Annotated in this window: 12 protein-coding genes; 5 read left to right on the forward strand and 7 right to left on the reverse strand. The window is 60.7% G+C overall.

Annotation, left to right across the window (positions count from 1 at the left end; all coding sequences use genetic code 11):
* Nucleotides 1-31: 31 nt before the first annotated feature.
* From tssH to tssB, 7 genes are all read right to left on the reverse strand, one after another.
* Nucleotides 32-2,575 (reverse strand): type VI secretion system ATPase TssH, encoded by a 2,544-nt coding sequence (tssH, locus tag BMS17_RS25295; RefSeq protein ID WP_077432034.1) that lies wholly within the window; start codon nt 2,573-2,575, stop codon nt 32-34.
* 2 nt (nt 2,576-2,577) lie between these two features.
* A complete protein-coding gene (tssG, locus tag BMS17_RS25300; RefSeq protein ID WP_077432035.1) occupies nt 2,578-3,603 on the reverse strand; it encodes a type VI secretion system baseplate subunit TssG in 1,026 nt (341 codons plus the stop codon).
* Entirely contained in the window at nt 3,567-5,360 is a 1,794-nt protein-coding gene (gene tssF, locus BMS17_RS25305; protein WP_077432036.1) for a type VI secretion system baseplate subunit TssF, read from the reverse strand. The genes tssG and tssF overlap by 37 nt, the downstream gene beginning before the upstream one ends.
* Complete coding sequence (tssE, locus tag BMS17_RS25310) at nt 5,344-5,787, reverse strand: type VI secretion system baseplate subunit TssE (protein ID WP_046031393.1); 444 nt, start codon at nt 5,785-5,787, stop codon at nt 5,344-5,346. Before tssE ends, tssF begins: the two co-directional genes overlap by 17 nt.
* 15 nt (nt 5,788-5,802) lie before the next feature.
* Entirely contained in the window at nt 5,803-6,300 is a 498-nt protein-coding gene (locus BMS17_RS25315; protein ID WP_046031392.1) for an Hcp family type VI secretion system effector, read from the reverse strand.
* Nucleotides 6,301-6,417: 117 nt separating this feature from the next.
* Nucleotides 6,418-7,899 (reverse strand): type VI secretion system contractile sheath large subunit, encoded by a 1,482-nt coding sequence (tssC, locus tag BMS17_RS25320; RefSeq protein WP_046031391.1) that lies wholly within the window; start codon nt 7,897-7,899, stop codon nt 6,418-6,420.
* 28 nt (nt 7,900-7,927) lie between these two features.
* Nucleotides 7,928-8,482, reverse strand: a complete 555-nt coding sequence (gene tssB, locus BMS17_RS25325; protein ID WP_077432037.1) for a type VI secretion system contractile sheath small subunit — start codon at nt 8,480-8,482, stop codon at nt 7,928-7,930.
* A 228-nt stretch (nt 8,483-8,710) separates the two neighbouring features.
* Here tssB and BMS17_RS25330 point away from each other — a divergent pair, with 228 nt between their 5' ends.
* From BMS17_RS25330 to tssA, 5 genes are read left to right on the forward strand one after another with little or no spacing between them, the layout of a single operon-like run.
* Entirely contained in the window at nt 8,711-9,160 is a 450-nt protein-coding gene (locus BMS17_RS25330; protein ID WP_046031389.1) for a hypothetical protein, read from the forward strand.
* Nucleotides 9,161-9,214: 54 nt separating this feature from the next.
* Entirely contained in the window at nt 9,215-10,546 is a 1,332-nt protein-coding gene (tssK, locus tag BMS17_RS25335; RefSeq protein WP_046031388.1) for a type VI secretion system baseplate subunit TssK, read from the forward strand.
* 18 nt (nt 10,547-10,564) lie between these two features.
* A complete protein-coding gene (locus BMS17_RS25340; protein WP_077432038.1) occupies nt 10,565-11,332 on the forward strand; it encodes a DotU family type IV/VI secretion system protein in 768 nt (255 codons plus the stop codon).
* Nucleotides 11,329-15,150: a type VI secretion protein IcmF/TssM N-terminal domain-containing protein gene (locus BMS17_RS25345; protein ID WP_046031386.1), complete on the forward strand. Its 3,822-nt coding sequence runs from the start codon at nt 11,329-11,331 to the stop codon at nt 15,148-15,150. The genes BMS17_RS25340 and BMS17_RS25345 overlap by 4 nt, the downstream gene beginning before the upstream one ends.
* Nucleotides 15,147-16,235, forward strand: a complete 1,089-nt coding sequence (tssA, locus tag BMS17_RS25350; protein ID WP_077432039.1) for a type VI secretion system protein TssA — start codon at nt 15,147-15,149, stop codon at nt 16,233-16,235. Before BMS17_RS25345 ends, tssA begins: the two co-directional genes overlap by 4 nt.
* The last annotated feature ends 6 nt before the right edge of the window (nt 16,236-16,241 follow it).

Here is a 16,241-nt window from a genome sequence, read left to right on the forward strand (position 1 = left end):
TGAGGGTGCCTGACGGCACCTGAATAATCATTTACTCAAGCACCCACTCCGCCAACTTCCCCGTCACCTGCGTCATCAACACATTTTCAACATCCCTCGCACCCGCCGCACTGCACTTGGCCAACACTGCCTGGACAATCCCGGCATCAAATTCGAACTGTTTTCCAGTCGCGGCTTTGTATCGGCCACGCAGTTTCTCCAGCTTCGCCAACACAATCCCTTCCAGTGTTGCCTCATCCAGTGGCCGATACGCCACCACCGTCATCCGCGCCAGAAACGCCGGGCGAAATGCTTGCAGCAGCACTTTGTGCAACGCTTCGTTGAAGGCGTCGGTGCCCAGTTGCGCCACGGGTGTGTCGAGCAACAATTCAGCACCGACGTTACTGGTGGCGAGCATCACAGTGTTTTTGAAGTCCACCACCAACCCGGTGCCGTCCTCCATGACGCCTTTGTCGAAGACGTTGTAGAAGGCTTCGAGCACATCCGGGTGGGCCTTTTCAATTTCGTCGAGCAGCACCACCGAATAAGGTTTACGCCGCACCGCTTCGGTGAGCACGCCGCCGCTGCCATAACCGACATAGCCGGGCGGGGCACCTTTGAGTTGGCTGACGGTGTGGGCTTCCTGGTATTCCGAAAGGTTGATGCTGATCAGGTTACGTTCGCCGCCATACAGCGCATCGGCTAGCGCGTAAGCGGTTTCGGTTTTGCCGACACCGGTGGGGCCGACCAGCAGGAACACGCCGACCGGTTTTTGCGGGTCGGTAAGGCCGGCACGGTAGGCCTGCAGACGCTGGGCGATGGTGCCCAGCGCAATGCTCTGGCCCATGACGCGCAAACCCATGCGCTGGCCGAGGGTGCGTACGGCGTGGGCTTCGTCAGCGAGCATTTTTCCGACCGGGATGCCGGTCCAGCCGGCGATGACGGCGGCGACGGTTTTGGTATCGACCTGTTCCGGCACCAGCGGGTCGTCCTGGCGAATGGCATCGAGTCCTGCTTCCAGTCGTACCAGTTCTGCAGCCAGGTGATCGATACGGCTGTCGATGGCTTCGTCCGGTTTGTCGCTGTCAGCGCGCTCGCTCAAGGCGAGCAACTCGCTGCGGGTTTCCAGCAACTCGCGCACGGCGACTCGCTCTTCGTTCCAGCGGGTTTCCAGTTCGCGAATGGCCTGCAAATTGCCGGTCGATTCGCTTTCCAGCAAGGTGATGCGCTCGCGATGATCGAGTCCGGTCGCCTGTTCGCGGCGCAGGCGTTCGACTTCATCTTTGAGGCTGTTCTGGCGGTGGCGCAGGCTTTCCAGTGGCGGTGGCACGTCGTGCTGGCCGAGGGCTACACGGGCGCACGCGGTGTCGAGCACGCTGATTGCCTTGTCCGGTAACTGGCGTCCGGAGATGTAGCGGTGGGACAGTTTCACCGCTTCGTGAATCGCAGCGTCCAGCACCTGCACACCGTGGTGTTGTTCGAGTTTGGCAGCGACACCACGGAGCATTTCCACGGCGGTGGTTTCGTCCGGTTCTTCGACTTGTACCAGTTGAAAACGCCGGGCAAGGGCCGGGTCCTTCTCGAAGTATTTTTTATACTCAAGCCAGGTGGTCGCGGCGAGGGTGCGCAGTTCGCCTCGGGCGAGCGCCGGTTTGAGAAGGTTGGCGGCGTCGCTGCCGCCTTCGGCACCGCCAGCGCCAATCAGTGTGTGGGCTTCGTCGATGAACAAAATAATCGGTTTCTCGGCGCTGCGCACCGCGTCGATCACGCCTTTGAGGCGTTGCTCGAACTCACCTTTGACCCCGGCGCCGGCCTGCAACAGACCAAGGTCAAGCACCCGCAAACTGACTTCCTGCAACGACGGCGGCACGTCCCCGGCGGCAATGCGCAGGGCCAGGCCTTCGACCACCGCAGTTTTGCCCACGCCCGGTGCACCGACCAGAATCGGGTTGTTCTGCCGGCGGCGCAGGAGGATGTCGATGCATTGGCGGATCTCGCCATCGCGGCCGACGATGGGGTCTATTCGCCCGGCATGAGCGTCGGCGGTAAGGTCCTGGGTGTACTGGTCCAGTACGCCATCGTATTTTGGCCCCGGATTGCCAGCCCCTGGAGAACGTACCGCCCCCACGTGTTCCCGAGAGCTTTCGGTCCATTCCAGCAGATTGTTGCGCAGTGCCTCGCGAGGGATTTTCAACAGTGAGGAAGCACTGTTGAGCAGCAGGCTGCGGCGCTCGTCGCGGTCGATCAATGCCAGTAGCAGTAAGCCTGAGCGAATGCTGTCCAGCCCTAGCACGCTGGCTTGCACTACCGCATCTTCGAGCAGACCGGTGGTGTGCGACGACAATGCCGGGGTGCGTGTGCTGCCGGATTTGAACAGGTCCAGCGCCTTGTTGATTTCCGCCGTCAAGGCATCGCGCTCGAGGCCGAAACGCGGCAGCAGATAAGCGAAGTCACCGCCCTCGATGTCCAGCAGTTCCAGCAGCAAGTGCTCAATTTCGACGTAGTGATGGCCCCGTTGCAGACAGCGTTGCGCGGCTCGTTCGAGGGCGCGGCGGTTGTCCGGGTTGAGGCGTCCGATCAGGCTGGCCAGTTCCATGTTCAGGTGATCTCCGGCTGACGAAGGCCGATGGTGATCCGTTGTACGGCAAGGCTGGCCTGACGTTGCAGACCGCCATTCCAACTGAGCACTGGAGGCGCTTGACGTCCAAGTTTCATTGGGCCGGCGCCACGTACCAGCAGCACCAGCGTGCAATCCAGATCCGGACCGAAATACAGGGCGCTGAGGCTGGCGAGCGCAGCATGAGATTCGCCATCGGGCAGAAACCGCGCGGCCTGGGCAGACGTCAGCGGGCCGAGGGTCAGGCGATAACCTGCGTGTTCATCCCAGACCCGAGTGCCGGCCACTGCGCTGACGCCCAATTGCAGATTGCGCCCACCCGGTTGCAAGCGGCTGCGACTGGCGGGCGGGATCTCGCGCCAGGCACCTTGAAAGGCACTGAGTTCTACGGGTAGTTCGAACTGCTCACGTATGATCGCGGCAAATCCGGCAAGGGAGCGGCGTCCATCAGTAAACAGGGCGGTGCACGCCAGCACGGCGCAATCGGGGATGGCCTGTCGTTCCTGCAACGCTTTGGGCAGCAGTCCGGTCAGTGCCCGCAATTGCACCTGCACCGGGGAGACTCCGGGTGCGGTGAAACCTGCGGCGATCCGGTGTTTGCGCATCACTTTGTACAGCAGGCTCAGCAGTCGATGCTGGAACAGGTCAAGGAATTCGGCGGGTGCATGATCCTTGGCCCGTGCCCGTTGCTGCAGCCATTCCTGATAGGCGTAGGGCAGGGGGCCGTCGGGGCCGCCAAGGCCAAATACCGGTGTGCTCAGGACCGGCTGCTGGCCGGGTTCCTGGGTGAGGCTTTCGATTTCACTGGCCGAGAATAGTGGCGTCAACGGCCCCCGCAAACGCAGTGCTTCCGCTTGCGGGGCGGTGCCGCTGCCCAGCGATTCGGCCTGTGGGTGTTCGCGTTCCAGCAGCAACAACGCCTGCAACAATTCGAACGCCTGGGGTTCCTGACGCAGTCGTTGGCTCAGGCTCAGAGGGACAGCGGCATGCCGGCTTGGGGTTGCCATGCTTTGACCTCCTTGTCTGATTGAACCAGTACCGTGCGCACAAAGCGGTTGGCGGTGGCATAGAGCGAAAAGAATTGCGCCAGCACCGCTGAAAACAACACCGCGCTGCTGCCGACGAAATGCTGCGGATCAAGCTGTAACCGCACTTCAAGTCCATTGCGCCAGCCGCGCCAGGCGTCTTCGCCGACATGGGCGATGACCCGTTCGCAACCGAGGCCAAGCAAGCCTTCGATCTGTCGCCAGGCGCTGGCCTCGTCACGCAGGTTGTGCAATTGCAGAATTTCCCTGAGTGCATCCAGAGCCTGTGGCCCTTCGACCAGCGACAAATGATTGAGGCTTAGTTGCGACACCAGCCGCCAGCGCGATTCTCCGTCCAGGCGCGGCAAACTCTGTGGGCTTGGAGGATTGCGCAGGCGCGCCCAGGCTACCGGGCCCGGACGCTCAAAGCCTAACGGCGTGCCGGCGGGAAGGCTCTGCGCCAAGTGTCGGTTTGTGCAGAGTAGTTCGGCGGTGAGGCTGTATTCGATGGCGTCCGTCAGCGGGTCGAGTCGGGTATCCACCAGGCTCAGCAACAGGTCAGTGCCGAGGCGATTCGGGGTCATGCCGCTAACGCGCCGGGCGTGCCAGTAACACTGTTTATCGTTTCCGCTGTGTTGGCTGCCGTAATAGGCCGGTACTCGCTGTACGCCCTGGCGGGTGCTGGCCCGCATCGCCCGGATGCTATGGATCTCGACGCTGTTTTCCCGATGACTGTCGGCCACCAGGCGGTATTCGCTGCGGGTGCCGTCCGGACGCAGTGGCTCTGAGGTTCGCGGAAACAGGTTGATCACCGGCGTGCAGCCCAGTGCAAAATCGCTGGCCTGAAGGTGCATTCGATTGCTCGGCGCACGGTCAAAGACGATGTACACATACAGGGCCTGCTGATCGCTGGTGACACCGGCCAGAGGCAAATCAAAGAAATTGAATTTGTCCGGGAAGGCAAAGTATTCGGCTAACAAGCGCATGCCAGGGTGCACGCCATCCTCGTCTGGTAGCAACACTTCATCGCTGGCAAAACCGACGATGTGTGGCAGCCCCTCAAGCCCCTTCGGCACGCTGCCGATGGGGCCGGCCAGCACCTTCACGGCATGAGCACCGAGCAGGTCATAGAGACAAGCGTTGATCACCGGCGAGGCGCTCAGATGGATACGCAATTGTTCGATGCCCAGCGTTGACCATTGACTGTCGCCCAGGCAACGCAGGCCCAGACGCAGCGCCGAACGAGCCTGAGCGACGCCCGTCAGGGCCTGGGCTTCTTCGCTGCCCAACATCAATGCTTCATTGATTTCCAATGGCCACAAACGAACCGCCGCAGTGGTGCGAAAATGGATGCTTTCGCCTTTGCTGGTGGTGACGAACAATGGCGTATCGCGGGGCAACGGGTAACCGTCGTCCAGATTGCCTTTGCTGGGGTCCGGTTCGAATTGCACGATGGCGCAGGAGGGCAGGGGGCGCATCGCCAATGGATACAGTTGTTCCAGAAGCGCATCGCTGAATTCGGCGTAGTCGTCATCCAGTCGCCGTTGCAGGCGCGCCGCCAGAAGCGCAAAACCCTCCAGCAGCCGTTCGACGTGCGGGTCGGGGCATTCCCCGGGAGACAGCTCCAGGCGCCTGGCAACCTTGGGGTAACGTTCGGCGAAAATACTTCCCGCATGGCGCAACCAGGTCAGTTCCTTCTGGTAATAGTCGAGCAGTTGCGGGTCAATCGAGTCGCTCATGACGCACCTCAAGGCCATCGCTGACCCGCTCGATAAAAAAGGCCACCGGCCAGTGCTGACGGCCACTGCGTAGCTCCCCGACCAACCGAATCCTCAGTTGCTGCGGTTGACCGGGCACTGGCTCGACCTGAACTTCGCCCAGTCGCAGGCGCGGCTCAAAATGGGTAATGGCCTCGCGCACGTCCCGCGCCAACTGACGACGGTCATCGCTGCGTTGCTGTTGCAGGGCGGTCCAGTCAGCGATGCCGTAGTCGAGAATGCTCGGCGGTGAGGTGAGCGCGTGTGGACCGCGTCGGGTGTTGAACAGGCGCAGCAGTTCCGTGCGGACCGAGTCGAGCAGGCCGTGAAGGTCGAACACGCGCAGCGTGTCGACCTCGCTTGAGGCGAGTCGCTCGAACAGCGGCGGGAGGAAGCGGCTGCCAGCCATGGCCGACGCGTGCGCTTACTTGACGAGCTTGTTGGCAGCCAGGTCCCAGGTCGAGGCGGCCGTGCCTTCCTTGGTTCCGTCGTCCTTTTGCGCAGTCAGCTCCCATTTGATCTTGGTGAAGTTCAGGGACAGGGTTTCCACCGGTTTGCCACCCGTACCGCCGCTGACGCTTACGTTGGACAGCACCACGTTGGTCAGGGTGTAGATGATGAACGGCATCAGTTGGCCGCTGCCTTCAGCAGCGTTGCGACCGATGATGACCTTTGCTTCCGGAATCGGTTTGCCGGCGCAGCAATATTCGTTCAGAGATGGAGTCGAGCTGTCGACGAACTTCGTCAACGTGAACTCACCTATGTGTGGCTTGCCGGAAGTCCGTTCCGAGTTGCTGACATCGTTGGTCACCTGCATGGCCACGTTGTGGCTGTAGGACATGACTTCGATCTTGTCCTTATAGCCCTCAAGCAGGCTGTCGCCTTTGATGTCGCCGCCGAGGTCGAGAATGATTGCATCCATCGCATGAAACTCCTGAAGGTTATCGCAATTAAGTGGGGTCAACGCCCATGCCGATCAGTCGAGCCACCGATTGAGCCCCGTGGCGAGGAAGCAAGCCTCCTCGCCACGGGTCAGTGGTCAGGCGGCTACCGGTGGCGGCAGGGTGGCGACCAGGCGGATCGAGGCGGTCAGCTCTTCCAGCTGGAAGTGTGGCCGCAGGAACACCGTGGCCTTGTAGGCGCCCGGCTTGCCGGCGACTTCAGTCACATCCACACGGGCTTCACGCAACGGGTACTGCGCCTTGATTTCTTGCGGCGCGTTATCGTTGATCAGCACGTAATCGGCGATCCAGTTGTTGAGGTAGGTCTGCACGTTGTCACGGGTCATGAAGCTGCCGACCTTGTCGCGCATGATCACCTTCAGGTAGTGCGCGAAACGCGAGGCGGCGAGCACGTAAGGCAACATCGCCGAAATCCGCGCGTTGGCGTTGGCCTCGTTGGTGTTGTACAGCTTGGATTTGTTGGTGGTCTGGCCGCCGAAAAACACCGCCACGTCGCTGTTTTTCTTGTGGCACAAGGCGATGAAACCGAGGTCGTTGAGCTCTTTTTCCCGGCGATCGGTGATTGCCACTTCAGTCGGGCACTTGAGTGACAAGTCGCCGGAGGTGGTGCGGAACGTGTGGGCTGGCAAACCTTCGACTGCGCCACCGCCTTCGGCCCCGCGAATTGCCGCGCACCAGCCGTACTTGGCGAAGGCTTCGGTGATGCGTTGCGACAAGGCCCAGGCGGCGTTGCCCCACAAGTATTTACCGTGGTCGCTGCCGTTGACGTCCTCAACGTAATTGATGCCTTCGACCGGCGAGGTGTCCGGGCCGTACGGCAGGCGCAGCAGGAAATGCGGCAACACCAGCGACACGTAGCGCGAATCTTCGCTTTCACGGAACGAGCGCCATTTGATCAGTTCCTGGCTCTCGAACACTTTCGACAGGTCACGTGGCACGGCCAGTTCGGTGAAGCTGTTCATGTCGAACAGCCGTGGGCTGGCGGCGGCAATGAACGGGGCGTGCGCCGCTGCGGCGACGTTCGACAGTTTCTCCAGCAGGCCGATGTCCTGCGGGTGACGGCCAAAGGTGTAGTCACCCACCAGCAGGCTGAATGGGTGGCCACCGAAGGTGCCGTATTCTTCTTCGTAGATCTTCTTGAACAGCGCGCTCTGGTCAAACTCGACAGCTTTTTCCAGGTCGTTCTGCAGCTCTTTCTGAGTCACATTCAGCAAGCGCAATTTGAGCCTGGAGCTGGTTTCGGTGTTTTGCACCAACAGGTGCAAGCCGCGCCAGGAGGCTTCGAGTTTCTGTAAGTCGGGGTGGTGCAAGACTTCATTGAGTTGCGCGCTGATCAATTCATCGATCTGGCTGATGCGGTCGTTGATCATCGCCACGGTGTCCTTGTCGATGGCCATGCCTTCGTCGAGAACCTGGGTGGCGAACTCCGCGAGCATGTCGCGGGCATAGTCCTGCTGGCTATCGTCATGGGCCATGCGGCCTTCGGCGATGATGCGGTCGAGCAAGGACAGGCTTTGAGTAGTGCTTTCACTGGTGTTGGCGCTGGCTGAAGCGGGCATGGCGACGTCTCCTTAAGTGAATAAGTGATCAGGCCTGCGGTTGATCGGGGGCATCGCTCGGTGCTTCGTTGTCACCTGCGGGGGGAGCGGTTTCCGGGCGCGCAGACTTGATCTCTTGCAGGCCTTCGGTGTTGGCAATGACGTCGCGCAACAGCTTGTCCAGGTCATCGTTGCCGTCGAGTTTGGTCAGCAGGTCACGCAAACGCTGACGGGCTTCGAACAGACGCCGCAACGGGGTCACTTGCTCGACCACCTTGACCGGGTCGAAGTCGTCGATGTGTTTGAAGTTGAGTTCGATGTTGAGCTTGCTCTCGTCACCGCTGAGCGTGTTGGTGACCTGCAAGGTGGCGCGCGGGGCAATAGAGGCGAGCACTTCGTTGAAGTTGTCGCGGTCGATCTCGGTGAAGCGCCGTTCGTTCAACTTGGGAAGTGGCTCGAGTGGTTTGCCGGAAAGGTCGGCCAGGATTCCGACGACCAACGGCAATTCTTTTTTCTCGATGGCGTTGCCGATTTCGACGTCGTAGGTGATTTGCACCCTTGGCGGGCGGACCCTGTCGAGCTTGTGCTGAGTACTTTCTGCCATGTTGGCTGACTCCGATGCATGAGCGGGCGCAATGCATCGGGAGGCCCGTTCATCGCTTTCCCTTGCTGGACCGTAGGTTAGAAAGGGTGGCAGATGGACCTGTCGTTCCTTTGACAAACCTTCCACATTCGGCATAGGGGGGCCGAACTACCCAAGACGCTAGAACAGGTCTATAAAAAAGCAAGCGAAAAACAATCTTGGACCGCCTCGAGAAAAGGACAATTCACTTTGTTTGCACGTTTTTTTGCTTTCGCCCTGTTCCTGACCCTATCCGGGTGCTCGTTTTTCGGGCCTCGGGTGGACCTCGACAACCTGACCCTGGACGTCGCGCCCAAGGCCAACGACGACACTCCGATCGCTGTGGATTTCATCGCCGTGAACGACCCGGACTTGCTCAAACAGTTGTCCGGCATCACGGCGCGGCAGTGGTTTGCCGAGCGTGATCAGTATCAACGCGACTATCGGCAGTTGATAACGGTGTGGGGGCTGGAGCTGGTCCCCGGCCAGTTCATCGACAAACAACCCTTCCCGCTGGGGGGCAAGCGGGCGACTGGACTTTTGGTCTTCGCCAGCTATAACACTCCCGGAGCACACCGATTACGGCTCGATGATCAGAGCGATGCCTGGCTCAAGTTCGACAGCCGCGAGATGACGCTGGTCAACAACACTGCGCAGTGAACCCATTGTCAGTGCGCCGTTTTGCGCGGTGATGTAGACGTCGAAGGGAGTCGTATGAGCCTGTTACCTGACGCGGTTTGTTGGCACGAAGGCATGCAGTTGCTGCCCCAGCATTTCCAGTTGCAAGGGTTGCGCGCCGAAGCGTTGGTGGCGCACTTTGCCCAGGCCTGCAATCCGTGGTTCTGGGGGGTGAGCCGGGTGGAATTCGACCCCGGTGCACTGAGTGCCGGGTTGGTGCGCCTGGTCAGTCTGCAAGCGACGATGCCGGACGGCCTGCCGGTCAATGTGCAGGTGGGTGTCGGGCCGACACTGGAGCTCGATATAAGCGAAGCGGTCAACGCCTCGCAGAACGCCACGGTGACGGTGTATCTCGCCGTCAGCCCATTGTGGCGTGCCGGGCAGTTGTTGCCGCTCAAAGGGCGACTGCAATCGGTGGTCGGCGATGCGTTGCCGGATTTGACCAGCGGCGAGTACCCCGAGTCGATCACGGTGTGGCGGCCGAACCCGCGTTTGTGCACGCAGTTGAACAAGGCCGATTCCGTTTGCTTGCCTCTGCTGAAAATTCGCAAGGAGGGCGGTGGTTTTCTGTCCTTGCCCTACACGCCGCCCACGCCATGCCTGTCGCCGGAATCGGTGTTGGGTCGCCGGGTAGCTGGGCTGTGCGCCAGGACGCGAGAGAAATGCATGTTCCTCGCCGGCCGTTTGCGCCAGGCGCAACAGGCCGGAAATCAGGACGATGCGATGGAAATTCGTCGCCAGTTGACGGCGCTTTGGGCGCGTCTGCCGGAGGTCGAAGGAACGTTGAACAGCCGACTGGCATCGCCACAGGCGTTATACGGGGTGTTGCTCGGGCTGGCGGGAGCCTGGTCGGCCCTGGACCCGCTGGCGGGCGTGCCGCCCTTTGCCCCGCTGGACTTTCTGGAGCTGCAACAAGGCTATGAGCCGGTCCTCGACTGGCTCGACAGAACCCTGGAACTGATTCGCGCCGGCTATCGCAGTGTGCCGTTTGAACGCAGCGAACAGAGCTTCTCGATTCAACTGCCCGACGATCAGCCGAGCCAGCGTCTGGTCATCGGTTTGCGCATGCCCAACGGTGCCAGCGAGCAGGCGGCCAGCGAATGGCTGAGTGGGGCGATCATTGCCTCGGCGCCGCATATTACGTTGTTGAGCCGGCAACGCATGAGCGGTTTGCCCCACCAGGCCATGAGCCGCAACGAGCAAGTGGCCTACAGCGTCGGCGAGGACACGCGATTGTTTGTGGTGACGGCCGATGGCCAATGGTTCGACGGGCAATTGCCGTTACTGATTGCCGCGCCGGCCTCAAAACCGGCGAGCAGTCCATGGCAAGTGGTGTTGTTTGTGGCCCAGGCGAGTGAAGGTGCTTGATCCAGGAAGGGGCGTCGAATGTCTGAGGGAAATGCCGGGACGGGTACACGGAGCCTTCGTGAGGCGCCACTGAGCAGCGCCTTTCGCGAGGCCTGGCTGCAATGGTCCCAGGAATGGAATCAGTTGCCCAAGGACAGCGATGATGAGGCGCTGGTGGAAGCGGTGGTCGATCTGTCGACGCAAATCTCCCAGCGCCTGTGGCGAACGGCATACGCCCGGGTCGGTGATGCGGCGACCGACCAGGTCAAGGCGCTGGTCTATGCCTTTGTCGCGTTGATCGACGAAACGCTGCTGTTTACACCCTGGCCGGGCCAGTCCGTGTGGCAGGAGAAGCCGCTGGAATCGCGGATGTACGCCAGCCGTCAGGCCGGTGAAAAATTGCCGCTGGCGATCAAGGCTCTGCTGGACGAACAGATTCCCGCTACCCGCGATCTGGCCAATGTCTATTTGCAGTGCCTGGTGTTGGGATTTGAGGGGCGCATGCGTGGTGAGCTGGGGCAATCGCGGCATGAAAAACTGCGTCTGGCGCTGTTTACCTTTGCCTGGCAGCACGAACCTGATTATGCCGATGTCAGTGCCCGGCTTCAGCAGCCCTCTGCGGTGCCACCGGTGCAGTTGCCGGTACGTCAATCGTTACCGGATGGTTTTCGGCTTGGCGTGGGGATTCTCGCCATGGTCCTGATACTGACAGGGCTGGGGCAGTTTTTCTGGCGTGACATTCGCCAGGAGCTTGATCCGGTGTTGCAGATGACCGACTCGGTCAGCACCTCGGAGCAAGACTCATGAGCGCGTTGGGGTGGGTGAGTCTGATCATTGGGTTGTTGTTGCTGCTGATTATCATCGGGGGCGTGGTCTGGTGGTTGCGCACCCAGAGCGGGGCGGCGGTCCGCAGTTTTTATACCTCGGTCCGCCATATGGAGCAGGAGCAGGGCGCTCAGGACCGGTATCAGATCCCGTGGTTACTGATGCTCGGCGACGAAACCCAGGGCACTCAATTGTGCAGCCAGTGGCGTCTGCAACCAACCGACAAACCCGCCTGGTTCGGGCGCTGGTGGTCGGACCCCGAAGGTGCGGTATTGGTGGTGCCACAGGCGCTGTTTTTGCCGGAAGAAGGCATGAACCTGCAACGAGGCGGCTGGTGGCGTTTGCTGGGATTGATCTTGCGCTTGCGCAGCAAACGACCACTGGACGGGGTGATCTGGACGGTCCCGGTCAGTCGATTGGGCAATGTCGAGTTGGCCGCGAGCCTCGGTCTGGCGGCCCGTCGGCGCTTCATCGACGTGCTGCAACGATTCGGCCTGAGCTTGCCGGTGTATGTCGTGATCACCGGTATGGAAGAGCTGCCCGGGTTTCAGGAGCTGATCACGGCACTGCCCGTTGATGCCCGCGAACGCACGCTGGGCTGGTCGACACCGTTTGGCCCCGAGTCAGCCTGGCAGGCGCAATGGAGCGATCAGGCGCTGGATCAGGTTAACCGTGCCTTGGCGGAATCGATCATCGAAATCGGCACGTTGTCGGGCCATTTGAAGGGCGAGCTGTTCGGGTTGCCGGAACGCATCGAGGCGCTGAGGCGCAATCTGCAAACGGTGCTGGAGCCGGTGTTCCAAGGCAATGCCCAAGGTGAGGCGCCGCGTTTTCGTGGCGTTTATTTCACCGCTAACCAACCGACGCAAGACACGCCGGACGGATTTTCAGCCTACGACACCGGGTTGCAACAAAGTGCATTCGCCCGCCAATTGTGGCAGCGCCGGGTAGTCGCCGAGCGGGGATTGGCGCAAGTGGTACCGCGCCTGTTGCGCTTGCGTCAGCGTTGGCAGCGATTGACGGGGGTGGTGGCGCTGGTGGTCGGTGTGGTGTGGGCCGCGAGCATGCTCTGGGTCTGGCAGGACTCTGTCAAAGATGCGCATGAGCTGTCGCGTCTGTTGCAAGGTGCGCAGAAAAACTACCTGACGGTTACCGACGAGTCGCATCGGCTGGAGTCGACACGACGCAACGTCCAGGGATTCTGGCGGGTGTTGGAAAAGGCCCCGCGCTGGACCTTTACTTCCGTGGCGTTTCCCACTTCCTGGTTTTCGTCACTGGATGTGCAGCTGGAAAACCAACTGCGCCTGACCGCCCAGAGCCACTTATTGGAGCCCTTGCACGACTTGCTGAATGCGGAGCTGGTGAAACTCAAGGGCATCCGCAACACCGAACGCCGTGGCAACGTCGAAAGTGAGGACCCGGCCCAATGGCAAAATTACGTCAAAGCCAAAGACCTGGTGGAGCGCGCGGTGCGCCTTGAGCAGCAGAACCAATGGTTCAATCAGGCGCTGAACAACCCCAAGGCTCCGCTCGAAGACCTGGCGTTGCTGAGCAACAACGCCTTGTCCCTGAACCTCAATGTCGGCAGCTTGCCCCGTGCCGGTTTTTACAACCGGATGTTGCTCGATGCCAATGCTGGCGACTTGAAACCGCTGGACCTGGCCATGGAGCGGCAAGTCATCGAGGAAAATTTTTCCGGGCTGATGGAGCGTTGGCTTGACCAGTATTTTCTCGCTGACAATTTTGTCCGCCAGGCCGGCTACCTCAAGTTGCATCTGGAACGGTTGGAGGCGGGCAGCGGCAACTCCCTGACTGAGCTTGAGGATTTGCGCGCATTGATCGATGACCTGCAAGCGCTGGTCGGCCTGACCAACTCCGCCTGGAGCCGCGGTAAGGGGCAGGACCTGGTGCCGGGTTATCGCGAGATGATGGATAAAGTGCGCCAGAGCAGCTTGCTCGGCCCGCAGGTTGAACAACAGCTGGATCAGCAAGCGTCCAAGTTGCAGCAAAGCTTTCGTGACCAATGGATCGCGCAGGCAGGGGCCAGAGGCAACTTGCTGGTCCAGCAAGGCAGTGGGCAGCTGGCGTTGCAAGTGCATGTCAGCCAGTTGAACAACGCGGTGCAGGCGCTGTTCAAGCGCGATTTCGTGGCCATCGCCTTGCGCGCAGACAAGACCGCCGATGCCATTGAGGGGCAAAGCGTTGATGGCGATGACCTCAGCACGGCGCTGAACTATTTTGCCAGCTACAAGAGTTATGCCGCCGAAGAGCTGCCGCGTATCCCGCCGGCGTATCGCGATGCATTGGTTCAGGCGGCAGAAGCGGCGGCAGCCAAGGCCATGTGGTTGAGTCTCAAGGATCAAAACGACCGCCCCCGTGGCGACGGTGTTTTCAATGTGCTTGCACCGCAAGCAGTGGCCCTGCAAAAAGCCTTCGCCGAAGTGCACCGCAATGATTTGGCGATGCGAGTGCAAAACGCATTGAACCGCCGCGCTATCGCTCAGGTTGTCGACGGTCTTGCGGAGATCACCGCGCAGCCATTGTTCGGCGGGCGCAGTGAAATCAGTCAGTGGGATGGCTCGAAAAACCTCGGCTTGCAATTGTACGGCGCCAGCGATGTGCAGGATTTGAAGCTGAGCCTCAAGCAGCAATTCAACACCATGCTCGGGATTACCGAGCGGCGCACCTCAGCACTGGAATGGTTGAAGACTCAGCAACAGAATCTCTCGGCGCTGGACTACGAGCGCGTTACCCAATTCAGTGCGCTCAACGATGAGTTGCTCAAGTACAAGGACCAGAATCCTGCCAGCTCGCCGGCCCAGATCGAACAGCTGGTGAGCCGCGATTTCATCGAAATGGACGCCACGTCCTGCGGTCAGATTTTGCAAACTGCCAACCTGTCCGGTGGGCGTGGGACCTTGGCGTTACGTGCGCTGGACCTGCAACAAAGCGCCATGCAACGCTGTCAGCTCCTGCAGCAACAGCAAGCGGCAGCGGCATGGAACGACCTGGCCAATTATTTCAATCAGTACCTGGCCGAGCGCTTCCCGTTTGCCAATGGCGTGCAAGCCACCGACGCCGACCCGGCCCGGGTCCAGCATTTTCTCGAGTTGATCGACAAGCGTCTGCCCGTGGCTCAAGCCGGATTGCAGCTCAGCCAGACGCCGGAGCGGGTGGCCGCCGAAGATTTTCTCAACCGTCTGAAGCAGGCCAGTACATGGTTAAACCCGCTGTTTGTGCGAGACAAGAGCGGCATCATTGGCGTTGAAATGGACGTGCGCTGGCGAACCGATCGCGAGGAGGAACGGGGCGCTGATCAAGTGATTGCCTGGGGTTTGAATGCCGGCAATCAACAGATCAATTATCCGGGCGAAACCCAGCCGAACCTGCGCTGGATGGTCGGGCAACCGGTCCGGCTGACCTTGCGCTGGGCCAGAAACGGCTCGCAACGTCCGGCCAACGATCCCTTGCAGCCCAATCTGATGGTGCATGACTTTGAGGCCGATTGGGAATATGGCGGCCCGTGGTCATTGCTGCGCTTGATCCGTGCGCACCAGTCCGTGCAGCGCCAGCCCAATATGGATTTCACCGATTTTCCACTGGCTTTGCGCCTGCCGGTGACCGCGCAGACCAGCACGGCGCAACAGACGCTGATGTTTATGCGCCTGTCATTAATGAGCCAGGGTGCGAAGCTGCCGTTGTCTATTCCACCGCTGCCCACCCGGGCCCCGCGTTCTCCATTCATGCAAACCAGGTCGACCGCGTCCGCGACGGTCATGACTGAGGAGGAGGGGTTTTGAATCAGATTTCACCACCGTTGCCGGAACTGATTGTCCGACTGCTCGAACCCATTAGCGAGCAAGCACCTTGCGGCGAGGACTTGCGCTACGAGCGCGAGTTCGACCAGGCGCGTGAACTGCGTCGCGAGGACGACACCAGTCTGCCTACGGGCGTCTGGCAGTCGTCGATCAAGCGGGCGCAGTGGCCGGAACTGGAAAAACTGACGTCCACGTTGCTGTTGGAGCGCAGCAAGGACTTGATGCTGTGTGCCTGGCTCGGTGAGGCCTGGTTACATCAGGAGGGTCTGGACGGATTACCGGGCAGCCTCGCGCTGGTCGCCGGTTTATGTGAACGCTATCCCGAGCACCTTCATCCTCTGGCCGAAGACGGTGATCAGTCGTGGCGGGTGATTCCGCTTGAATGGCTGGCGCGACGCTACAGTGAGGTGTTGCTGACGCGCACGCCGTTGCTCGAACCGCGAAGTGGTGAATTCGACGGTTACTGCCTGGATGCCTGGCGGCGATTGCAGTTGCAACAGGTACTGGCCAATGACAGCAAGGCGGCCAAAACATCAGCGGAAACAGCACGCAGCGAACAGAAAAAACTCACTGAACTGATTCGTGCCACGCCACTGTCCCACTGGTTGCGCCGTGAGGACAGTCTGTTGTCGAGCTTGCGACATCTGCAACGGCTCGACACATGGTGCAATGCCTATCTGGGAAACCAGGCGCCGGGCTTCAAGGTCTTGCAAGACATGATCGAGGCGTTGTTGACACTGGTTCAGGAGTTCATTGCCATGCAGCCACGCCCGTTAACCGATGCGCCGCTGGAGGTACAGCCCGTGGCGGCGTCCGGACATGACGACGCGCCGCAAGCGGCACCGGCGCCCCAGGTGTTTCGTGAACCGTTGAGTCGCGACGAGGCCTACCGTCAGTTGCTGTTGATTGCCGAGTACCTGGCACGTACCGAACCCCACAGTCCCGTCCCTTATTTGATCCGGCGCGGTGTGGAGTGGGGCAACAAGCCATTGAGCGAGTTGCTGGGCGAGTTGATCTCGGCGGATGCCGAGTCTCGTCGCCTCTGGACGCTGTTGGGCGTCCTTTAGTCAGCG

Source organism: Pseudomonas sp. C9, from assembly GCF_002000165.1.
Classification (GTDB): Bacteria; Pseudomonadota; Gammaproteobacteria; order Pseudomonadales; family Pseudomonadaceae; genus Aquipseudomonas.